The organism is Mixta tenebrionis, from assembly GCF_006517625.1.
GTDB lineage: Bacteria > Pseudomonadota > Gammaproteobacteria > Enterobacterales > Enterobacteriaceae > Mixta > Mixta tenebrionis.
The window spans coordinates 285,720-306,688 of the sequence record NZ_VHQI01000002.1 but is presented as its reverse complement, the minus strand read 5'-3'; the positions used below and the strand labels follow the sequence as shown (position 1 = coordinate 306,688).

The window sequence follows — 20,969 nt, the reverse complement described above, 5'->3', positions numbered from 1 at the left end:
AACATGGTAAATGGTCGGCCTCCCGCTTTGTTAACGGGCCGCGCTGGCCGAAAGAAAAAGCTTAATCCTGAAAATTTAGCGGGTTATTTGATTTTACGTGCCGCTATCGTATCGCTTTTGCACGCCGGCTTGCCAGCGCCTGGCTTCCTGGATACAATCAAGAACGATTATCATTTGTCTTCTTATCTACATTCGGTAGCGTTCACAACAGGAAGCCCTATGGCCATTGCGACACGTCAGGCTTATCAATCTGGTTCGTCCCCGGTTATTTTTATGCAGCGCGACAGCTCGCTTAGCAGCGCGTTGCATACCCTGTTCCGTGAGCATCGCGCCTGGTTTCTTGATTTTCTTACGCTGGACGAAGCCGCGCCCGCCGACACGCTGACCCAGCCGCAATGGTCGCAGAGCGCGCACTTTACGCGCCTGCTGGCAAGCTACGGCGATGAGATCTACCGTAACCATGCGGATATGACGCGTGAAGATAAGCCGCTGCAATCGCTATGGGCGCAGTGGTACTTCGGCCTGATCGTGCCGCCGCTGATGCTGGCGCTGGTGATGGAGACGCGCGCGATCGACTGTTCGCTACAGCATTTCCACCTGCAGTTCCATGAGAGCGGACGTCCGGCGAAATTCTGGATCGAGGTGCGGGAAGATGAAGAGGCCCGTTACCTGAATGCGCATCAGCGTATCGATCGTCTGATTCAGCGCCACCTGATCCCGGCGGTAGAGGGCATCGCCCAGCACGGCGGGATTAACGCTAAGCTGATCTGGAATAACAACGGTTACCTGATGCACTGGTTCCTGGGCGAAATGAAAAGCTGGGTGGATGAAGCTACCCTGCTGGCGCTGGAACACGCGCTGTTCTTCTCGCGTCATTTGCTGGACGGCAGCGATAACCCGCTCTACCGCACCGTAATTCCGCGCGATGGCGGAATGCAGCGCCGCAGCTGCTGTCAGCGCTATCGCCTGCCTGCGGTGGAGCGCTGCGGCGACTGTACCCTGAAGCCGGTCTGAGCGTTTTCCTTCCTTCACGGCGGCGTTTTACCGCCGTCTGACATTTACAGATTCCGCCGGTTGTGGCAGCTTTGTCAGCTTCGTTTACTGTGGAGAGCAGCATGAGCCTGGAGTCTGTACGGCAGTTTTTTGCCGAGCGCGCCCCTGAAATCGCCATTATCGAGCTGGACAAGAGCACGGCCACCGTTGAGCTTGCCGCCAAAGCGCATGGCGTTGTACCGGGACAAATAGCCAAAACCCTGTCGCTGAAGGTTAAAGAGCAGGTCATCCTGATCGTGACCGGCGGCGATCTGCGCCTCGACAATCGCAAATTAAAAGAGACGCTGGGCGCAAAGGCGCGCATGTTGACTACCGATGAGGTACTGAACTGGACCGGGCATCCTCCCGGCGGCGTTTGCCCGTTTGGCCTTGAGCATCCGCTGCCGGTATATTGCGATATCTCCCTGAAGCGCTTTAGCGAGGTGCTGCCGGCGGCGGGCGCTATCCATAGCGCGGTACGCATTTCGCCAGAGCAAATGGCGGCGCTTACCGATGCGCAGTGGGTTGACGTCTGCCAGTAAAAAGCGAAGGCACGCAGCAGCAGATAACCCCCCGGCCTTAATGTAAAAAAATTATTTCTATTTCTGTGCATCGCGTACAATTGCGCAGTTATTTTTTTACAGGGCTTTCCGTGTCGCTGATTCATTTCGCTGTCGCCCGCCGCCGCCTGCCCGCCGGGCTGGCGCTGCTGGCGCTGCTGCTGCTGTTTATCGCCCCGGTGATTTCTAAATCGCTGATGATGCAGCGTGGCGCTATGTCGACGATGATGCATGATGCCGCGTCAGCGCCGGCCGCTCATCACCACGGCGCTATATCAGCGATGGCGGAAACCGCCGCAGCTCCGCAAAGCCTCTTTCCACATCATCCTGTATCGCTGATGGATGACAGCGCCTGCGGCTACTGCGCCCTGCTGATTCACCTGCCGCTGGATTCCTGCAGGCCGTCTGCGCTCTGGGCGCTGTTACGGGCCGCAATTCCCTCCGCTCCGCTCCGGCTACAGCCGTTTATCGCCAGCTGGATCCCCATTTGGTTCCGTCCGCGCGGGCCGCCGGTCTAACGCGCTTCCGCTCGTTGATCCCTGCCATTTTTTAATGCCCGTTCACGGGTAAAGGAACCATTATGTCGGAAAAAATCGTGCCGTCGGCACCGGCACAGGCTGAAAAAGCGCAGAGCGCGCAGGCATTCCTGCAGCTGATGCGCCGTTTACATTTCACCGTTGGTCTGTTTATCGGCCCCTTTATTTTTATCGCCGCGCTGACCGGCACGCTCTATGTGATAACGCCGCAGCTGGAAAATTACCTCTACGCCGGGGCGCTGACCAGCGGCGCCGGCGGCCCGCCCCATCCGCTTTCAGCGCAGGTTGATGCCGCGCTGAACTACGCGGGCAGGGAGAAGCAGATCATCGCGGTGCGTCCTGCGCCTGCGCCGGGCGATACCACGCGGGTGATGCTGCGTTTTGCGGGCAGCGCGCCCTCGGAAAGCCGGGCGGTTTTCATCGATCCGGTAACGCTGGCGGTGCGCGGCGACCTGACGGTATACGGCACCAGCGGTATTCTGCCGCTGCGCACCACGCTTGATTATCTGCATCGCAGCCTGCTGTCAGGCGAGATTGGCCGCAACTACAGCGAACTGGCTGCCAGCTGGCTGTGGGTCGCGGCGCTGGGCGGCCTGCTGCTGTGGGCGGCGCAGCGCACGCCGCGCCAGGCAAAAACCGATCGCGCTTCGCCTACCCGACGTTTGTTGAAGATGCGTGCGCTGCACGGCACCCTGGGCGTTGTGCTGCTAATCGGCCTGCTGTTTTTCTCGACCACCGGCCTGACCTGGTCACGCTGGGCGGGCGACAACATCAACGCGCTGCGCGCGCACTACGGCTGGCTGACGCCCGCGCTGAATACCCGGCTTGACGCCGGCGCCGCGCCGGTGGTGATGGATCAACATGCCGAACATCATGGGGAGATGACGCCCCATGCGCCGGGCGCGCCGCCGAGTGCCGCACAGTTTGACGGCGTGCTCGCCGCCGCGCGCGCCAGCGGCATTGATGCCGCCAGGCTGGAAATCCGCCCCGCAGCGCAAACCGATCGCGCCTGGATCGTCAGTGAAATCGATCGGCGCTGGCCGACGCAGGCAGATAGCGTGGCGGTGAATCCGCACACTTTTCGCGTTACGGATAAAGTGGAGTTTGCTCAGTTCGGACTGCTGGCGAAGCTGACGCGCTGGGGCATCGACGCGCATATGGGCATTCTGTTTGGCCTGGCAAACCAGCTGGTGCTGGCGCTGTTCGGCATTGCGCTGTGCGTACTGATCGCGCTGGGCTATCGCCTCTGGTGGCTGCGCCGTCCGCCACAGCCGCGCCATCATCCGGCGGATACGCTGATTTGGGCCTGGCGGCGTATCAGTCTCAGCCTGCGCTTTCTGCTTGCCGTAACGGCGGTGGCGCTGGCCTTTAGCCTGCCGCTGATGGGCATCAGCCTGGCGTTTTTTTTGTTTCTGGATGCCTGGCGCTGGCAACAGGCGCGGCGGGCGTAAAGCTGCGTTCAATTCAGCAACGCTGGCGCCGTCGCGCTTCGGGTTATCGTTAAGCAGAGACCATAGCAGCGCACCCTGTGACCGTTGTACCGCGGCGTCACAATAAGCCGCCGCGCCTGTCGCTGCTATGGTTTTGCGGCTATGCCGGTTCGGAAGAGTCGTTTCGCCATGTGCGCCAGCGCGTCGCAGGCGGCCCATCAGCTGATTGAGCTAAGCGAGCGCGGCGCCGCATGGCATTATGAAGAAGCTGACGGCGCGTGAACCGCGCCGTCAGGGCCGGCTGGGGCAAAAACACGCCAGCCGCCGCTACTGAAGTACGGTGGTTTATCACCGCCCGTTTCTGTAAGCAAACCTTCGAAGCGGAGGCTTAACGAAACACCTCCAGCGCATCCACCAGCAGGCGCGCCTGGTTTTTCATCCGCGTGGATGCCTGCGCGCCCTCCTCAACCAGCGAGGCGTTTTGGTGCGTGATGCGATCCAAATCTTCTACCGCCTTGCCAACTTCGTTCAGGCCCGCCTCCTGTTCGCGCGTGGCGGTGCTGATCTGCTGTAGCATCTCCGTCACGTTCTGCACCTTCTCTACGATATCGCTAATCGTCTGCCCCGCCTGATGCACCTGACCGGCGCCCGACTCCACCTTCAGCACGCTGGCCTCAATCAGCTGACGAATATCGCTGGCGGCGCTGGCGCTACGCTTCGCCAGATTACGCACCTCGCCCGCCACTACCGCAAACCCTTTGCCCTGATCGCCGGCGCGGGCGGCTTCAACCGCCGCATTCAGCGCCAGAATATTGGTCTGGAAAGCGATACTGTCGATTAGCCCGGTAATAGAGGCGATCTGCTTCGAACTTTCAGCAATATCATCCATGGTGCCGACAACCTGCTGCATCACCTCGCCGCCGCGCGCCGCCGCGTTGCTGGCGGTAATCGACCATTCGTTAGCCTGTTCGGTGCTTTGCGCGTTAACGTTAACGGCGGCAGTCATCTGATGCATCGCCGCCGCCGTTTGCTGCACGCTGGCCGCCGTCTGCTCGGTGTGGTCGGAAATTTTTTCATTGCCCATCGCCAGCTCGTCGCTGGCCTGATGCACGTTCATAACCTGATCGCGCACGTCCTGCACCAGCCAGCGGAACATCAGCCCAAGCTGGTTAACCGCCCGCAGCGTCATGCCCACTTCATCTACCCGATCGAGGTGCTCAGCCTTATGGGAAGCGCCGCTCGCCACGTCCAGCGCCTGCTTGTACACCTTTTCCATCGGGCGAGAAATCTGTTGTTCCAGCCAGCCGCAGGTAAGCAGCGCCACCAGCAGCGAAAGGCCGCCGAATATAGCCAGCGGCATTCCCTGCATTCCTGCCGTCAGCGCGCTGGCGCCGATCCCCAGCCAGCAAAAGCTGACGTCGCTGCGAATACGCCAGCGCAGCGGCATCGTTTTTGACCAGGAGAGCGGTCTGAGCCAGCCGCTACGCAACAGCAACCCCTGATGCAGCCGCCAGCCGCGCAGCGTACCCTCGCGCATCTGCTGATATAGCGTTTGCGCCGCGGCGATTTCCTCATCCTCCGGCTTGATGCGTACCGACATATAGCTGGTAATCTTGCCGTTGCGGATCATCGGCATTACGTTCGCCCGAACCCAGTAATGATCGCCATTTTTACGCCGATTTTTTACCAGCCCGGTCCAGGGCCGCCCCATTTTTAACGTCGCCCATAAATCAGCGAAGGCGGCTTTCGGCATATCGGGATGGCGCACAAGGTTATGCGGCTGCCCGCTTAATTCAGCGCGATCGTAGCCGCTGACTTCAACAAAGTCCTGGTTTGCGTAGGTGATATAGCTGTTTTCATCGGTGGTGCTCATCAGCGTGCTATCTTCATCAAACTGATAAGCCTGTTGGGTGACGTACTGCTGGTTGCTCATTAGACGGCCCTGTCCTTTATTATTGAAAATTCGTTACTTTTGCACGAGCTTATTAAGGCTAATCGGCAGCGGCGTTGTAAAACTTTAATAAAATCATCAATAATTTGCTTAAAATGTGAGCCAGACGATATTTTTAAGGCGCCCTATTTTTCAGTTGAAAATGCTGTCGCAGCCAGCGGCTGAGTTCCGTTACCGCCCGCGGCACGCGCGCGGCCCACGGGCGCACGATCCAGATATGGTCGGCGAAAGCGCCGTTAATGCGCCACTGCGGCAGCAGCTGACGCAGCCTTCCCTCCTCCAGCGCCTGGCGCGCGCTGAAATCGGGCAGCATCGCAATACCCAGGCCATCCAGCGCCGCGTCGCGAATTGATTCGCTGTTGTTGGTAGCGAATGGGCCGCTGACGTTGACCACAATCTCCTGCTGCGGCTGCGCCGCATCGCTAAAGCGCCAGCGCGGCGGTTCGGTGCCGCGCGGATAGTAAAGGCAGTCGTGGCGGCTCAGCTCGCTGGGATGCTGCGGTTCGCCGTGCGCCGCCAGCCAGCCGGGCGATGCCACCAGCAGCGTCCGGGTATCGCACAGCAGCTGAGCGACGTGAGTTTCCGGCAGCGTCCGGCTGTGGCGAATCGCCAGATCGAACCCCTCGCTGGCCAGCGAGATCAGGCGATCGGTCACTTCCAGCTGAATACGCACCTGCGGGTGGAGACGCAAAAACTCGCGGATATGCGGCTGTAGCTGCTGGCGCGCAAAAGCGACCGGCGCCGTTATCCGTATCAACCCGCGCAGCGGCCCGCTGCTGTCGCGCACGGCGTAGAAGCTCTGCTCGATTTCGGCAAAGGGCGCGCGCAGCGCCTGCACCAGTTTCTCTCCCGCCTCGGTCAGCCGCACGCTGCGCGTGGTGCGCTGCACCAGCGGCACCCCGGCCAGCGTCTCCAGCTGTTTAATTTTCTGACTCATCGCGGCTTTGCTGACTTCGAGGCGCTCCGCCGCGCGCGTAAAATTACCCTGCTCCGCCAGCACCGTTAGCCAGTGCAGGTGCAGCCATAACGCATTCGTTTTTGCTTTCATGGTGATTGTTCAAAATAGTAAACAATGCGTTTAACTATAACGCTTTTTCCGGCGGCGTTAAGCGTCCAGGATAGCAGGCAGACACTGTTGTCCACCGATCGCCAGGGAGAAAACTATGCCGTTACTGCAATTCGATCTGATTGAAGGCCGCCCGGAACATGAGATCAAAGCGCTGCTTGATGCGGCGCACCGCGCGGTGCTGAAAGCGTTTAACGTACCGCAGCGCGATCGCTATCAGATCGTTCACGAAAATAAAAAATACCAGATGATTTTCGAAGATACCGGGCTGGGCCTGACGCGCAGCGATCGCCTGGTGCTGGTGCGTGTCTATACCAGCCCGCGCAGCAGCGAACAGAAACAATATTTTATGGCCGAGCTGGCGCGCGAGCTGGAGAGCAGCTGCGGTATCGGCGGCAGCGATCTGATGATCAGCTTTATTAACAATCAACAGGGCGACTGGAGCTTCGCTAACGGCTCGGCGCAGTACCTGACCGGCGAGCTGTAACGGCAACCAAAGGCAGCGGATAATATCGATCCGGCTCACAGATACGTATTTTAGGCGGCACATTCTTTGCCCTCTCCTCCGGCGGCGAAAATAATTGCAGGAGCAATCAGTTAACGCCAGGCCAGCCCGCCTCCTGCGGCTGGCGGAGGAGAAAACCATGCGAAAACAGGAAGTGGTGGTAAAACGCAGCCGCGAAGAGAAGCTTGCCGTGCTGCGTCAGCGACATCATCTGCCGGTCCTGATCGTCGGCGGCGGCATTAACGGCATCAGCACCTTCCGCGAGCTGGCGCTACAGGGCGTGCCCGTGGTGTTGATTGAGAAGGATGACTGGTGCCAGGCGGCCAGCGGCGCGCTGTCGCGCATGATTCACGGCGGCCTGCGCTATCTGGAAACCGGCGAGTTCGATCTGGTAAAGGAGTCGGTGCAGGAGCGCGATCGACTGCTGAAAAACGCTCCGCACTACGTTGCGCCATTGCGCACCACGGTGCCGGTCGATAGCTGGGGCGGCGGCCTGGTCAACGCCAGCAAACGTTTTCTGCGCCTGAGCGAAAAACCCGCCAGACGCGGCGCGCTGTTGTTAAAAACCGGCCTGTCGCTCTACGATCTCTACACTCGCCAGCACGGCAGCATGCCGCGCCATCGCCTGCACAACCGCGCCGAAACGCGCGCGCGCTGGCCCAGCTTCGCCGACTGGGTGAAATACAGCGCCACCTACTACGATGCCTGGATTAAAGCGCCGGAGCGGCTGGGCGTCGAGCTGGTTCTGGATGCGGAGAACAGCAGCGCCAACGCGCTGGCGCTTAACTACCTCAGCCTGGAGGAGAGCGACGGCGAGCGGGTAACGCTGCGCGATCGCCTCACCGGCGAAAAATTTACCTTTGAGCCGCATATTGTGGTTAACGCCGCCGGCGCCTGGATCGATCGGATCAATCATCAGCTGCTGCCCACGGAGCCGCCCAAACTGATCGGCGGCACTAAAGGATCGCATCTGATCGTTGACAGCCCGGCGCTGCTGGCCGAGCTGCGCGATGAGATGGTTTATTACGAAAATCAGGACGGGCGCGTCTGCATTATGTTTCCCTGGTACGGCAAGGTGCTGGTGGGTTCCACCGATATCCGCGTGGATAACCCGGACGATATCGCCTGCTCGCCGGAAGAGCAGCGCTATATTCTTGAATCGCTGCGCTTTGTTTTCCCCCATATCGAGGTGCGCGACGACGATGTGCTTTACACCTTCGCCGGCGTGCGCCCGCTGCCCGCCAGCGATACGCAGCTCAGCGGGCGCATCACGCGCAACCACTCGCTGGTCTATCTCCCGCCGGACGCCACGCGCGATTTTTCGGTACTGAATCTGGTCGGCGGCAAGTGGACCACCTTCCGCCGCTTCGGCGAGCAGGCGGCGGATCGGGTATTGAAACTGCTGGGCGAACAGCGCCAGCGATCGACGGAAGAGATGGCGATCGGCGGCGGGCGCAATTTCCCCTGCCGCGAACGCCGCGCCAGCTGGATCCAGGAACTACATGGGAAATACCGGGTGCCGGAAAGCCGCATCGATCGGCTGATCGATCGTTACGGCACGCGCGCCGTTGCGCTGCTGCGCCTGATCGCCGAACAGGATGAGCAGCCGTTGCAGCATCACGCCGGCTACAGCGATACCGAGCTGCGCTGGCTGATCCGGCAGGAGCAGGTAGTGATGCTGGAAGATCTGCTGCTGCGGCGCACCGCGCTGGGCATCAGCGGCGAGCTTACCCCGCCGCTGATGGCGGAAATCGCTCATCTGATGGCGCAGGAAATGGGCTGGAGCGTCGCCGCGCGCCAGCAGCAGCTGGAGCTGACCCTCGCGCGCCTGGCGCGTCTGCACGGCGTCTCCGGCCTGCGTTTAGCCTCCCCCTCCCCTTATCCATCCGCCGGAGAATTGCATGTTGGTCAGCGATAAAGTACGGCTGAAGCCTCTGTTCAGGCAGAGGAAAATGCCTTGATGCCGCCCGCTATCGGATGTTTAAAAAGCTGGAGCTGGCGATGGGCGATCTCTGGCGCCAGGGCGCGATGAAAGTCTGAATTTACCCGGCGTACGCCACAGTTGTGAGATGGCATGTTGCAGCAATGTGACAGTCAGGATAGATTGAAAAAATTCCGTACTCTCCCTGTGATAAAAGCGATTCTGGCGCGCCCGCCGCGGCCGGCTTTCGCGTGAGGAATTTCCGTTGTCCGAATGGTTTTCAGTCATCCTGTTTGCCGCGTCGATCGTGATTTACGCCTGCAAGGCCGGACGTAATCGCTTCTGGTATCTGGCGCTGCTGCTGGTGCTCGGTCTGTTTATCGTACTTAACGCCGCGCTCTACGCCAGCAACTATTTTACCGGCGAGGGGATTAACGACGCGGTCATCTATACGCTGACCAACAGCCTGACCGGCGCCGGCGTCAGCAAATATGTGCTGCCCGGCATCGGGCTGCTGCTGGCGCTGTTTCTGGTGTTCTGCCTGCTGTCATGGCTGCTGCTGCGGCGCGGCAATCGTCCGCATCATATCGGCTACAGTCTGCTGGCGCTGGCTTTGGCGATTGCGTCGATCAAGACCGCTCCCGCCTGGCAACAGGTAAGCGATCTGGTGCTGGCGCCCGCGCCGGCAGAGGGCGGCGATTTTGCCCGCTGGTATCACGTGCCGCAAAAGCAGATCGCCTATCCCCGGCTAAACCTGGTTTATATCTATGGCGAAAGTCTGGAACGAACCTATTTCGATGAGCAGGCGTTTGCAGGCCTGGCGCCGGAGCTGGGCCGCCTGAAGCGGCAGCAGGCGCTCGATTTCTCGCAGACCGAACAGCTGCCCGGCACCGAATACACCATCGCCGGCATGGTCGCCTCGCAGTGCGGTATTCCGCTGTTCGCCCCTTTTGAAGGCAACGCCTCCGCCTCGCTGGCCAGCTTCTTTCCGCAAAATATCTGTCTGGGCGACGTGCTGAAAAATTCCGGCTACCAGACCTGGTTTATCCAGGGCGCCGATCTGCGCTTCGCCGGTAAAGACACCTTCCTCCGCTCGCACGGCATCGATCGCCTGTACGGCCTGCAGGAACTGCAACAGCGGGTAGCCGATGTCAGCTACCGCAATAACTGGGGCTTCTATGACGATACGGTGATGGACGAGGTGTGGCAGCAGTTTGAGCAGCTGTCGCAGCAAAAACAGCCCTTCGCCCTGTTTACCCTGACGGTGGATACGCATCATCCGGACGGTTTTATCTCACGCAGCTGCGATCGAAAGAGCTACCGCTATGAGGGCAAAGCCAACCAGTCGTTTAGCGCCGTCGCCTGTAGCCAGCAGCATATCGCGCGCCTGATCGAGCGTATCCTTGCCTCGCCGTGGGCGAAAAATACCCTGATTGTGGTGTCGTCCGATCATCTGGCGATGAACAACAGCGCGTGGAAATACCTTAACGCCCACCAGCGCGATAACCTGTTTATGATTATTCGCGGCGATCGGCCTCAGCCGCAGCTGCTGACTATGAAGCGCAGCTCGCTGGACAACGGCGCTACGGTGCTGGATCTGCTCGGCGGCGATAAGGCGCTCGGTCTGGGGCGCAGCTCGTTGTCGGATCGTTCGCTGTCGGAGCAGTTCGATATGAAGAAAAAAGTGCTGACGTGGAAGCCGGACGTGATCCAGCTGTGGGGATTTCCAAAGCATATCGATAGCTTTAGCGTTGACGCTGCGAAAAACAGCATCAGCTTTTCCGGCGCGCATTTCAGCCTGCCGCTGCTGCTCAGAATCGGCAAGGATAAGGTAGAGCCGCTGCCGGAAGGCGAGTACGCCGCGCCGCTGCGCTTTCAGCTGGCCGATTTCGCCGCCGACGATAAGTTTATTTGGGTTGACCGCTGCTTTAAAATGGCGCGCCTGTGGCAGCCGGCGCTGACGCTTTCTACCGATCTCTGTGTCGCGCAGGGCCAGCTGGGGGCGCAGCCGCAGGTGCAGCATATCGATAAACCGCTCTGGCAGGGCGAAGCGCGTATTGCCCGACAGCCGCTGGATAAGGCCCGCTATCAGCATAATGTCGCCATGCTGAAAATCGCCGACAACGATATTCGCTACCAGGCGGAGAGCTTCAGGTTCGATTTGCCGGGCGCGCCGCTGGCGGTAAAGCAGTTTAGCGGCATCTCCCGCCCGGAAGCCTGGGGACGCTGGTCAAACGCCAACCTGGCGCCGCAGGTCGCCATCGACTATGTCCAACCGCTGCCGCCGCGTTTCGATCTGGTGATCCGTGCGAAAGCTTTCGGCCCTAACGCGCAGCGCCCGATACCGGTGCGCGTCGGGGGCCAGCAGCAGACCATGACGCTCGGCCATCAGCTCACCACCGTGACGCTGCATTTCACTAATCCGCAAGGCGATAGCCAGCTGGTCATTACGCCGCCGCAGCCGCAGCTGTCCAACCAGGGCAATATTATCGGCCAGGATCCGCGCAAGCTGGGCATCGGCCTGGTGGACATTAAGGTGGTGGCGACAACCGAACAATAGAGAGCGTTTTTACCGCTCAGTCGCTTCCCGCGCAGGCGATGGCTGTTTTTGCCATCGCCTGCGCTTTTCCGTTTCTGATAGTGATAACAAAACCGCAGCCGAAGCTTTTTCGCTGGCCCCTCGTTTTCATGTTAACGCCTCGTTTTATCCCGGCATAATAATCGACTGCCGTATGTTTTCATTTAAAGAATGATATTTATTTAGCAAAAATTATTATGTCACAGCCTAAAATGACAGACGCCTGAAAAAGATTAAAAATAAATGCGCTAAAATAAATGCGTTTTTTTTCCGTCCATTCAGTAACTGGACACGCTGTTTTTAAATAAAAACCCCGTCCTTAACCTTAAAATGCGCTTTAACCAGATGCATGCAGCAATACGCAACGGCAGCCGGAAATATTAAAAAAACAACCCCAAACGCGCTTACGTTGTTATTAAAACTTATTATTTAATCAACAGATAATGGCGCCTGCCTGAGCATTTATATCCGGGCTGGATCACAATTTAGCCGTTAACCCCTGTGTTAGTTTTATTTTCGCCGCAGCACGGCAGAGAGCTTAAATATTTAAATAAACCTGAAGGAGATATTCCCGTGAGCATTTACGTAACGCCAGAAAGCAATAATTATCCAGGACTGGACAGAGGCTTCAACCAGCGATTTAAACTCGACAACGATTTATCCCCATCCCAGGGTGAAGGCGTTTATCTTGTATCAAATGCCAGCGACATTGTGGAAACGCTGCAAAATTTGTATAAATTATCAGCACAACCCGGCGAAATAAAAGTTATTTCCGGCGGCCACTGTTATGAAAATTTCACCTTTCAAAGCGCGACAGATACTGATTCAGGAACCAGAACGCGCTTTGTTATTGATCTGAGCAATATGCGGGGTATTAGCGAAGAAGTCAAAGAGGATAAAGAATATATCGTCGTTGAGCCGGGCGCTTCCAACTGGCTTATCCAGCAGACCCTGCATGCGAAATATGGCGCGGCCCTGCCGGGCGGCTCCTGCTATTCCGTATGCGCCGGCGGACATATCGCAGGCGGCGGCTATGGTTTATTATCACGCCTGCATGGGTTAGTTGTCGATTATCTGGCTGGCGTTGAGATGGTAATACCCGATGCCACTGAGGGCAAATATAAGATCAGAACCTTTACGCCAGGCAACGATGAAGATCGGCTGAACTGGGCCAGCCGCGGCGGCGGCTCCGGTCATTTCGGCATTATCACTAAATATTATTTTGAAAAAGCGCGCGTCCCCGCCGCGCCTGAACATGCGCTGTTTATCAGTTTCCCGGTGGCCTGGGAACAGTTCAGCACCAGCTCTCCGGAAACTGATGCTGCTAATTTCGCAGCCTTTCTGCAAGCCTATTATGATGCCTGCACTCAACTACCTGAACAGGCCTTTACCCTGGGAAAATTCACCTTCCGGCAGAATAGCAGCGACTTTATGGCTATCAGTATGCAGGTAGTATATGGCGAGCATTCCGGGCACGACAGCGCCACCCTCGGAGGCCAGGATGTCCCAGCCTACACCAGAGATGAAGCGATCAAGGCGATTTATGATTTTATTGACTATATGAAAGACTGGATCCCTGAGGCGAAAGAGAGCAAACATCTTCAGCAGCCTTATTATCTGCCCGGCCATCCGGTCTCGGCATCGGTTCTGCTGAATCATTTATACGATCTTCCCTGGATTGATATGACGCAGATGCTGAATGGCTCTGGCGAAAACCAGTGCGGTAAATACAAAAGCAGCTGCATGATAGAAAACTTTACTCAGCCTGAAGGGGAGGAGATTTATTATTTTCTTACCGGCACGCAGAAGGATAATGAAGTGCCCGATACTCTGGATAAAGCGCAAACGCTGATTCAGATTGACAGTTACGGCAAACAGATCAACGCCATGGACAATCCGGAACTATTCCACACTGCCGTCGCCGCCCGTAACTCGACGCTTAAACTTCAATATCAAACCTACTGGAAGAATTATGAAAACCGGGACGAGGAGCAGCGCAAAGCGGTTGAAAAAGCTATCGTCGCCTGGTTTAACAAGGGCTATAACTTCATCCATAATAAGGGCACCAATAACGCCAGCGGCTTCCCCGTCTGGGGCGATAAATATCAGGGATGCTATTTTAACTATCCCGATCGGCAGCTGGGCGTTAATCCGGGCTATACGTCCGATCCGGGCGAACTGTATGGCGACTTCCTGCAGCTCTACTTCGGCGAGCGCGTGCGCGACGAACTGCTGGCGATTAAAACCAGCATCGATCCCACAAACAGATTCGCCTTCTCACAGGCGGTATTGAATCTCACGCGCGCATCCTGACCGTTACTGAACGGCTTAAACAACGCCGGCCCGTTGTTAACCGCGGGCCGGCGTCAATTTTATTAACCGAATGCCGGGCATATCCCTGCCCCGCTTTCAGCAGCTGTCAGCGCAGCGACACGCTGCTGGCGCACGCCGGCCAGGCACGAATCGCCGCCGCCGGGGACGCCATAACGCCAGCCAGCGCGGTCGACGCCGGAAACAATAACGGCCAGACGCCGGCAAGGCGCTGGCCGCTGAAACCTGACGGCGAATGCGCCCGCGGCTAGCGGAAGAAGATTTCGCCCGATTTGATCTGCATGATTTTCCCTTCCCCATCGGTAATCAGCACGTAGTTGCCGCCCATATAGGTCCAGTGGCTGCCAATTTCCGGCGCCGGCAGATGACGCTTCTGCCATTCAACGATTTCATAAGGTTTGCTGCGATACTTCTCCGGCACCAGATCGCCGACGCTGTAACGCTGCGCATCGCTAAAGAATTCGTTCACATCATAATTTTTGCTTTCAGCCGGCGGCTCAGCAGGCGCGTTTTGCGCCTGCTCTCCGCTTTGCATATCAGGCTGAAGCGGATCCTGAGTCTGCGCGGCTTCCGGCGCAGGCTGAACCTGATCCGGAGTCGACTCCGCCTGATCCGGCGTTTGCGGCGCCGCCTGCAGCGCGCTTTCCTCCGGGACGTTCGGCTTATCCTCCGCCTGAGCCACGCTGGCCAAAGTCAGCACGCTGATTAAGGCGCCTGAAAATAGAATCCTGGTTGTGTTACGCATAGTTTCTCCTGATAACCCTGCTCTGCCGTTACTAACGCTTCTTGTAGTGACAACAAATTAACCCTGGTTACGCCAACAGTCGCAACTTTTATTGTGAACTTTGTTGTCACGCGCGCAGGTGGAAAAAAAATAGTTGCCTGATAAGCCGTCAGCCGCGCGGCTTTATTCCTGGATGATCGCCCACTCTGCGTGTGGTCATTAGCGCCAACCTGTGCGAATATATTGTTTTTACAAGCAAAAGGAACTGCGATTATGTCAAATACCACGTCTCGTTGTCTGTTTACCGAAGGTAGCCTTACTCTGCCTGAAGGCTATATCGATCAAACGGTGAACGTCTTCCGCCCAATGAATGGCGCTAAAACGGCGTACTCTATCGCGCGCGATCGCTTACCGCCGGGCGTTACGCTCGCTGACCATATTAATAATCAGCTGGCGATGCTGGAAAAGCATATGCCGGGCAACCAGATTACTGAACGCAGCAGCGTCTGGCTTGGCGATCGTCTGGTTGAAGGCGAGCGGATTGTTATCGAGATGCAGCGTGAAGGGCAGCAGCTTACTCAGCACCAGGCGATCTTTTTGCTGGGCGCGACGCTGGTGGTCTTTACCCAGACCAAGAACGGCCCGATGGCGGAAGAAGATCACGCGCAGTTCAATGCGCTGCTTGCCAGCTTTAAACCGGCGGCGTGACCGCTAACCGCCCGCGTTAGCAGGCCGTTAGCGCGGCAGCAGACGCCCACGGCGGGCGGAAAATCAATCGAGTGGACGCACGGCGCGTCCGCTTTTTTTATGCCTTGCGTGAACAGCAGGCGATATAGTTCATATAGCGACGCTGGGCGCGGAAATAGCGGAACATGCCGAGAAAACGCTGCCGGTTCTCGCGGTTTTTCAGGCCGTTAAAGGCAATTCTGAGCGCTCGCGCCACGCCTTCATCCTTAATCATGCCGCGCGGCGACATCAGCGACATCGGACCATTGTGCGTCTGTACCTGAGTAAAGCCGACCTGATAAAACAGCGCCTGCCAGTTCTCCTGCGACATCGGGCTGACGTTAGATTTCACTATCTGTTGCAGCCGCGCATCCGCATTAACTTCAAGCTGGCCCTGAGTCAGCATAATATCGTGCGTCAGCAAACAGCCGCCGGGCTTCAGCACGCGATAATATTCCTGTACCAGCCGCCGTTTGGCCTTATCGGCATACATGGTAAGCATGGCTTCGTTAATCACCACGTCAAAGCTGTTATCGGGGAAAGGCAGATGGTGGGCATTCGCTTCGCTGATATGAATGCGATCGGACAGGCCAGCGGCGGCAACGTTCTCCTGCGCCTTGCCGAGCGCCTGCTTATCCATATCCACAGCGTAAACCTGGCAGCCGAAGCGGGAAACCAGTTCAATCGAGGTGGTGCCCATATTGCAGGCGATCTCCAGCACCTTGCTCTGCGGGTTTAACCCGGCCTGGGCGAGCAGCCACTCTGTCGCTTCCGCGCCGCCCGGACGCAGCCGGGTTTTCCCCAGGCTGGCCAGAAAAGTATGTCCCGCTTTTTTACTGTCAGACATGGTTACCTCGCTACCCAATAAAAGTTGCATTTATTATGCAACTTTTATTGCACGAAGTTAAGCCGCAGGCCGCCCCTTCCGGCAACAGAAGGGGCGGGCGGCATTAATAGTCAAACTGACGGTAGTAGCGACGGATATCCAGACTGTGGCCGGTATATTTTTCAAAATGCGCCGCCAGCCGATCCACCAGCAGCGTAGAGGCAACGCAGGGAGCCATAATCCAGCGGAACTGGTCATCAATGCCGTTCAGGCGATAGTCGCGCGGATCGATCACCACCACCCGATCGCTGATCTTACGGGCAAAAGCCTCAACGCGATCGTCCAGCGCGCGGCATTTCCCCTCTCCTTTTACCAGGAACAGCGGCACCTCTTTCTCCAGCAGTTCCAGCGTGCCGTGGAAAAACTCCGCCGAGCTGACCGCTTTGGTGCGCTTCCACTGCATCTCTTCCAGGATGCACATGGAGAACAGATAGACTTCGCCCCACATTTCCGCGCCGCCGATCCACATCATATAGTCGCTGTCATGATACTGACGGGCGATCTCATCGGCGCGATGGTTAAAGTCGCGCTTGGCCTGCAGCAGATTCTCCGGCAGCTGTTCCAGCTGGCTGGCGAAGCGATGGTAGTCAGCAAACTCGCCGTTCAGCGCCACCAGACGGAAGAACAGCCAGTAGAGCAGCATGTATTCAAACTCAACGCCGTTTTTATGACGCATTGGAATATGCCAGCTGGCCGCCGCCGCCAGCGGCGAATCGGCGTTTTTAGTAATCGCCACCACGCGAATACCCTGCGCTTTACACCATTCGGCAATCGCCACCGACTCTTTGGTATCGCCCGATTTCGACAGGGTGATCACTACCGAATCTTTGGTTAATTTTTTGTTGCCTTTGGTAATTAACTCCGCCGCCTGCTCGGCATAAACCGGCAGCGCGGTGCACTCTTTGGCGAACTCATTGATCGCCATCATCGGCGCCAGCGAACCGCCCACCGAGGCGAAAAACAGGTTGCTGTAGCCCGCCTGATGAATCTCTTCTGCTACCTGTTCTGCAATTTTGCGCGCAGCAACGATCTCACGAGTACTGGTCAGGTACTCGTCCTGATTAAATCCCAACATATTTTTTCTCCTGAGAGGTTAAATTTTGCTTTGTAATACTTTGTCGAAGTCGTCGAATATGCGTACGCCCAGATCGATGCCCTTCATGGCGGCGACGCGAAACGCCAGTATCTGGACCGGTACAATCAGCAGCAGCGGCGCCAGCAGCGGATCGAGGGGGAAATCGAGCGCCAGCGTCTGATCGTCGCCGTCGCCTGCGGCGCTGAAGGTTAGCGCCGCTTTAACGTGCGGGCGCATATATTCGCGCAGCGCGCCGCTGCGGGCGTCGGGCGCATCTTCAATAAACAGCAGCAGATACCCGGCGTTCGCTTCCAGATAGGGACCGTGCATATAGGCTTCCAGCTCAAAGCCGCTGGAGGGGCAGCGCACCGTCTCGGTGAATTTGGTTTCGAACTCTTTCGCCACGCCCACCAGCCCGCCGTAGCCGATAGCGACATAGCGCGGCGCGCTGCTCAGCAACGCCTGATGGCGCGTGATAAAGGCGTCGGTGCGGCGCATCACCTCCGGCAGCCGCTGCGTCAGCGCACGCAGCGAATTCAGGGTATTATCGCGTTCGGCGGCGGAGATTCCGCCCTGCGCTTCTCCTGCCATCAGCGCGATCAGCAGCAGATTAAGCACCGTGGCGCTGAAGCCGAGCGTAACGAAGCCGACCGGCTCGATGCCGCAGTTAATATCCAGCAGCGCATCCGCCTCCTGCGCCAGCGGGCTGTCGCCGTTGGAAGTCATACAGTACGCCGCCCGCCCCGCCGCCTGCGCCTTGCGCTGCGCCTGAAGCGTGGAGTGGCTTTTGCCGCTCTGCGACAGCGCGATAACCCAGTCGGTCGCCTCATCGAAGCGTTCATAGTGGGTAAAAGGATAAGGCTCTTTAATCTCCACCTGAATCTGCGCCCATGCGCTGAAGGCGTAGGCGGCGCACTGGGCGGCGTTCATTGACGATCCGGTCGCCAGGATCAGCAGGCGGCGTACCGGCCCCTGCGCCAGCCGCTCGCGTACCGGCGCCAGCTTCTGCGGATACTCATCCAGAATGCGCGCCAGAATTTCCGGCTCGCGTGCGATACAGTCCATCATGGTTACTGACATGCTTATCTCCTCAGAACAGACCAACCCATGACCCCAGGATGCCGACTACCGCCATCCCGCCAATAATCGCCAGCGGCTGCGCCTTTTTTCCCAACAGCCAGTAGACGATGCCGAAGCTCAGCAGCGGCAGCAGACAGGGCATAATGTCGTTGATGATCGACTGCACCTCGGTCTTCGCCTCGCCCGCGCCGAAGGTGATGGGGATGGTGATATCAATCATCGAGGCGGTCATCGCCCCCACCACCATCAGGCCGATAATCGAAGCGCCGTAGGTAACGCTCTCCATCATGCCGCTCTGCTGAATACGCTGTAGCACGCCGGTGCCGAGCACGTAGCCCCAGCGGGTAAACAGCCAGCGCACCAGGATGTGCGGAATATTGAAAATCAGCACAAACAGAATCGGCCCAAGGATATTGCCCTTCAGCGCCAGGCTGGTGCCGATGCCGGTGGCGATCAGGCGCAGCGTGCCCCAGAAAAAGGAGTCGCCCAGCCCGGCCAGCGGCCCCATCAGCGATGCCTTCACGTTATCGATCGAGGCGCTGTCGATGCCGCCGTCGCGGCGGTTTTTCTCCTCCATCGCGACGGTAATGCCGAGGATCAGCGTGACGATATGCGGCGTAGTGTTAAAGAAAACCAGGTGCCGTTTCAGCGCGCTGACCAGATCTTCCTGACGCGTATAGAGCTTTTTCAGTATCGGCATCAGCGCGTAGACAAAGGCCAGGTTCATCTGCCGTTCGTAGTTCCAGGAGAACTCCATCTGGAACGAGCGCCAGAACACGCGGCGCAGATCGCGCGGAGTGATGGTCGGCTCCGCCGGGGTTTTATCCTCAGAAATCATCTTCGTCATTCTCCACTCCCTGCGCCGCTGAGGCGCGTTGTACCGGCTGCTGCGTCATATTGACCATTACCACCGCGACGATCGCGCCAAGAATCGCGATGCCGGTAACCGGAATTTTCAGGTAGGCCATCAGTACAAAGCCGAGGAAAAAGTAAGGCGCCACTTTCTTGTTGATCAGCAGCCGCGCCAGCATGGCGAAGCCGAGCGCCGGGATCATGCCGGTCGCTACGCTCAGGCCGTGCTTAATAAACTCAGGAATGGCGTCGAGCAGGCTTTTCACCGCGCCGCTGCCCACCATAAAGGAGACAGCGACGATGGTGGCAAGCATCAGCGACAGGCCGAACCCGGCCAGCAGGTGCATACGCTCAATGCCGCCGGTGTTGCCCTGCTCAGCATAGCGATCCGCCTTATGGCTGAGGGTGGGAATAAGCAGCCCCAGCCAGACGTTTTTCAGCACCAGCGTCAGCGTGGCGATCGGCAGGCCCAGCAGCAGCGCCGTTTCGGTGCCGGCGCCGGAGGTGATGGCGAAGGCGACGCCGAGAATGCCGCCGGTAACCACGTCGGGCGGGATAGACGCGCCCACCGAGAAGGAGCCGATAAACGCCAGCTCCAGCGTCGCGCCCATAATCACCCCGGTTTCCACGTCGCCCAGCACCAGGCCGGTCAGCAGGCCGGTAACAATCGGCCGGGAGAGCAGCGAGGTGCCAAGCGCATATTCAGACTGGGCGATAAACGCCACCAGCCCCAGCAAAAGTGCCTCTGTCATGGTGACTCCCCTGCGCTACAGCGCCTCGGTAAACAGCTGTTTGCGATCGCCGGGCACCTGACGGATCTCCACCTCGGTGCCCGCCTGCGTCAGCTCCTGCAGCTGCGCAATCTCTTCCGGCAGCACGTTAATCGCCTTCGAGATATTACGGCTGCCTTCGCGCGCCTTGATGCCGCCTAGGTTGATGCTCTCAATCTGCGGCACCGCCTTCGCCAGACGCCAGGCGTCGTTAACCGACTCCACCACAATCAGCAGCTTATATTTATCGGTCACGCCGCTTTTAATCGCTTCAATGGCGTCGTCGATATTTTTAATCACCAGCTTTACCGCCGGCGGCTTGGCAAGCTTGATGGTGGTTTTGCGCAGTTCATCATTGGGCACGCTGTCATTGGCGATCAGAATGCAGTCGGCGCCAATATATTGCGTCCAGGAAAAGGCGACCTGGCCATGCAGCAGTCGATGATCGACCCGTAAGAGCTTTATCATGGTTATCCTCCTCGCTCAGAAATCTTTATCGGCGCAGCGGGCGCCGCTTATGGTTTGATTGCAGTACTGCATCCCTTCTCTGGCGTTGCTGAGCGCCTCCTGAATCAGCTGAACCGCGGGTTCATCCGGCGGCGCGATCAGCATTTCAATCACCAGCGGCAGGTTTAAACCGGCCAGCAGATGAAAATCGGGGCGATAGAGATAGCGAATAAATTCGTTATTGACGCTGCCGGCGAAAATATCGGTGATGACGATCAGCTCATCCTGCGGCGTAAAGCTTTCCATCAGGCGATCGACCTGACGGGTTAAATCTTCGTTTTCATCCACGTAGGCGCACAGCGTATGCAGCTGCGGCTGAGCGCCCAGTATTAACTCTACGGACTGGCGAATACCGGCGGCGAAGGTGCCGTGGCTGGCGAAAATGTAGTGACGTTTCATCCTGACCTCATCAAGCGATTCCACACAGGGATCAGAGCAA

Annotated in this window: 19 protein-coding genes; 9 read left to right on the top strand and 10 right to left on the bottom strand. The window is 58.1% G+C overall.

What is annotated here, in order from left to right; genetic code table 11:
- Positions 1-219 precede the first annotated feature (219 nt).
- The 4 genes from fhuF to FKM52_RS04240 all read left to right on the top strand — a co-directional run bounded on the left by fhuF (position 220) and on the right by FKM52_RS04240 (position 3,579).
- Positions 220-1,014 carry a siderophore-iron reductase FhuF gene (gene fhuF, locus FKM52_RS04255; protein WP_141174948.1) on the top strand — a complete coding sequence of 265 codons (795 nt, stop codon included), beginning with the start codon at positions 220-222 and terminating at the stop codon, positions 1,012-1,014.
- A 101-nt stretch (positions 1,015-1,115) separates the two neighbouring features.
- Positions 1,116-1,574 carry a YbaK/EbsC family protein gene (locus tag FKM52_RS04250; protein ID WP_141174947.1) on the top strand — a complete coding sequence of 153 codons (459 nt, stop codon included), beginning with the start codon at positions 1,116-1,118 and terminating at the stop codon, positions 1,572-1,574.
- Between the two features lie 110 nt (positions 1,575-1,684).
- Entirely contained in the window at positions 1,685-2,110 is a 426-nt protein-coding gene (locus tag FKM52_RS04245) for a DUF2946 family protein (RefSeq protein WP_141174946.1), read from the top strand.
- Positions 2,111-2,172: 62 nt separating this feature from the next.
- Positions 2,173-3,579, top strand: a complete 1,407-nt coding sequence (locus FKM52_RS04240; RefSeq protein ID WP_141174945.1) for a PepSY-associated TM helix domain-containing protein — start codon at positions 2,173-2,175, stop codon at positions 3,577-3,579.
- Positions 3,580-3,946: 367 nt separating this feature from the next.
- On the opposite strand, the gene FKM52_RS04235 is transcribed toward FKM52_RS04240, so the two are convergent.
- A complete protein-coding gene (locus tag FKM52_RS04235) occupies positions 3,947-5,491 on the bottom strand; it encodes a methyl-accepting chemotaxis protein (protein ID WP_141174944.1) in 1,545 nt (514 codons plus the stop codon).
- 133 nt (positions 5,492-5,624) lie between these two features.
- Positions 5,625-6,557 (bottom strand): LysR family transcriptional regulator, encoded by a 933-nt coding sequence (locus tag FKM52_RS04230; protein ID WP_141174943.1) that lies wholly within the window; start codon positions 6,555-6,557, stop codon positions 5,625-5,627.
- Positions 6,558-6,672: 115 nt separating this feature from the next.
- Here FKM52_RS04230 and FKM52_RS04225 point away from each other — a divergent pair, with 115 nt between their 5' ends.
- The 4 genes from FKM52_RS04225 (at position 6,673) to FKM52_RS04210 (ending at position 13,892) form a co-directional block, all read left to right on the top strand.
- Positions 6,673-7,062 (top strand): tautomerase family protein, encoded by a 390-nt coding sequence (locus FKM52_RS04225; protein ID WP_141174942.1) that lies wholly within the window; start codon positions 6,673-6,675, stop codon positions 7,060-7,062.
- Positions 7,063-7,219: 157 nt separating this feature from the next.
- The gene (locus FKM52_RS04220; protein WP_244316873.1) at positions 7,220-8,998 is read left to right on the top strand and encodes a glycerol-3-phosphate dehydrogenase/oxidase; all 1,779 of its coding nucleotides are present in this window, start codon (positions 7,220-7,222) and stop codon (positions 8,996-8,998) included.
- Positions 8,999-9,266: 268 nt separating this feature from the next.
- Complete coding sequence (gene opgB / locus FKM52_RS04215; RefSeq protein WP_141174941.1) at positions 9,267-11,561, top strand: phosphatidylglycerol--membrane-oligosaccharide glycerophosphotransferase; 2,295 nt, start codon at positions 9,267-9,269, stop codon at positions 11,559-11,561.
- Between the two features lie 519 nt (positions 11,562-12,080).
- Positions 12,081-13,892 (top strand): FAD-binding protein, encoded by a 1,812-nt coding sequence (locus tag FKM52_RS04210; protein ID WP_141174940.1) that lies wholly within the window; start codon positions 12,081-12,083, stop codon positions 13,890-13,892.
- A 265-nt stretch (positions 13,893-14,157) separates the two neighbouring features.
- Here FKM52_RS04210 and FKM52_RS21890 read toward each other — a convergent pair whose 3' ends face one another.
- Complete coding sequence (locus tag FKM52_RS21890; RefSeq protein ID WP_244316874.1) at positions 14,158-14,655, bottom strand: RcnB family protein; 498 nt, start codon at positions 14,653-14,655, stop codon at positions 14,158-14,160.
- Between the two features lie 252 nt (positions 14,656-14,907).
- Between FKM52_RS21890 and FKM52_RS04200 the strand changes: the two genes are divergently transcribed.
- Positions 14,908-15,342, top strand: coding sequence for a DcrB-related protein (locus tag FKM52_RS04200; RefSeq protein WP_141174939.1), 435 nt, complete (start codon positions 14,908-14,910; stop codon positions 15,340-15,342).
- 97 nt (positions 15,343-15,439) lie between these two features.
- Here the strand turns inward: FKM52_RS04200 and FKM52_RS04195 are convergent, their stop codons facing one another.
- The 7 genes from FKM52_RS04195 to FKM52_RS04165 form a co-directional block, all read right to left on the bottom strand.
- Positions 15,440-16,207: a class I SAM-dependent methyltransferase gene (locus FKM52_RS04195; RefSeq protein WP_141174938.1), complete on the bottom strand. Its 768-nt coding sequence runs from the start codon at positions 16,205-16,207 to the stop codon at positions 15,440-15,442.
- A 103-nt stretch (positions 16,208-16,310) separates the two neighbouring features.
- The gene (locus tag FKM52_RS04190) at positions 16,311-17,321 is read right to left on the bottom strand and encodes an SIS domain-containing protein (RefSeq protein WP_141174937.1); all 1,011 of its coding nucleotides are present in this window, start codon (positions 17,319-17,321) and stop codon (positions 16,311-16,313) included.
- Between the two features lie 18 nt (positions 17,322-17,339).
- Positions 17,340-18,401: an SIS domain-containing protein gene (locus tag FKM52_RS04185; protein WP_141174936.1), complete on the bottom strand. Its 1,062-nt coding sequence runs from the start codon at positions 18,399-18,401 to the stop codon at positions 17,340-17,342.
- Positions 18,402-18,411: 10 nt separating this feature from the next.
- Positions 18,412-19,239: a PTS system mannose/fructose/sorbose family transporter subunit IID gene (locus tag FKM52_RS04180; protein ID WP_141175206.1), complete on the bottom strand. Its 828-nt coding sequence runs from the start codon at positions 19,237-19,239 to the stop codon at positions 18,412-18,414.
- Complete coding sequence (locus FKM52_RS04175) at positions 19,229-20,005, bottom strand: PTS mannose/fructose/sorbose/N-acetylgalactosamine transporter subunit IIC (protein WP_141174935.1); 777 nt, start codon at positions 20,003-20,005, stop codon at positions 19,229-19,231. Before FKM52_RS04175 ends, FKM52_RS04180 begins: the two co-directional genes overlap by 11 nt.
- 15 nt (positions 20,006-20,020) lie before the next feature.
- Positions 20,021-20,491, bottom strand: coding sequence for a PTS sugar transporter subunit IIB (locus tag FKM52_RS04170; RefSeq protein ID WP_141174934.1), 471 nt, complete (start codon positions 20,489-20,491; stop codon positions 20,021-20,023).
- A 15-nt stretch (positions 20,492-20,506) separates the two neighbouring features.
- Positions 20,507-20,929: a PTS sugar transporter subunit IIA gene (locus FKM52_RS04165; RefSeq protein ID WP_141174933.1), complete on the bottom strand. Its 423-nt coding sequence runs from the start codon at positions 20,927-20,929 to the stop codon at positions 20,507-20,509.
- Positions 20,930-20,969: the final 40 nt, after the last annotated feature.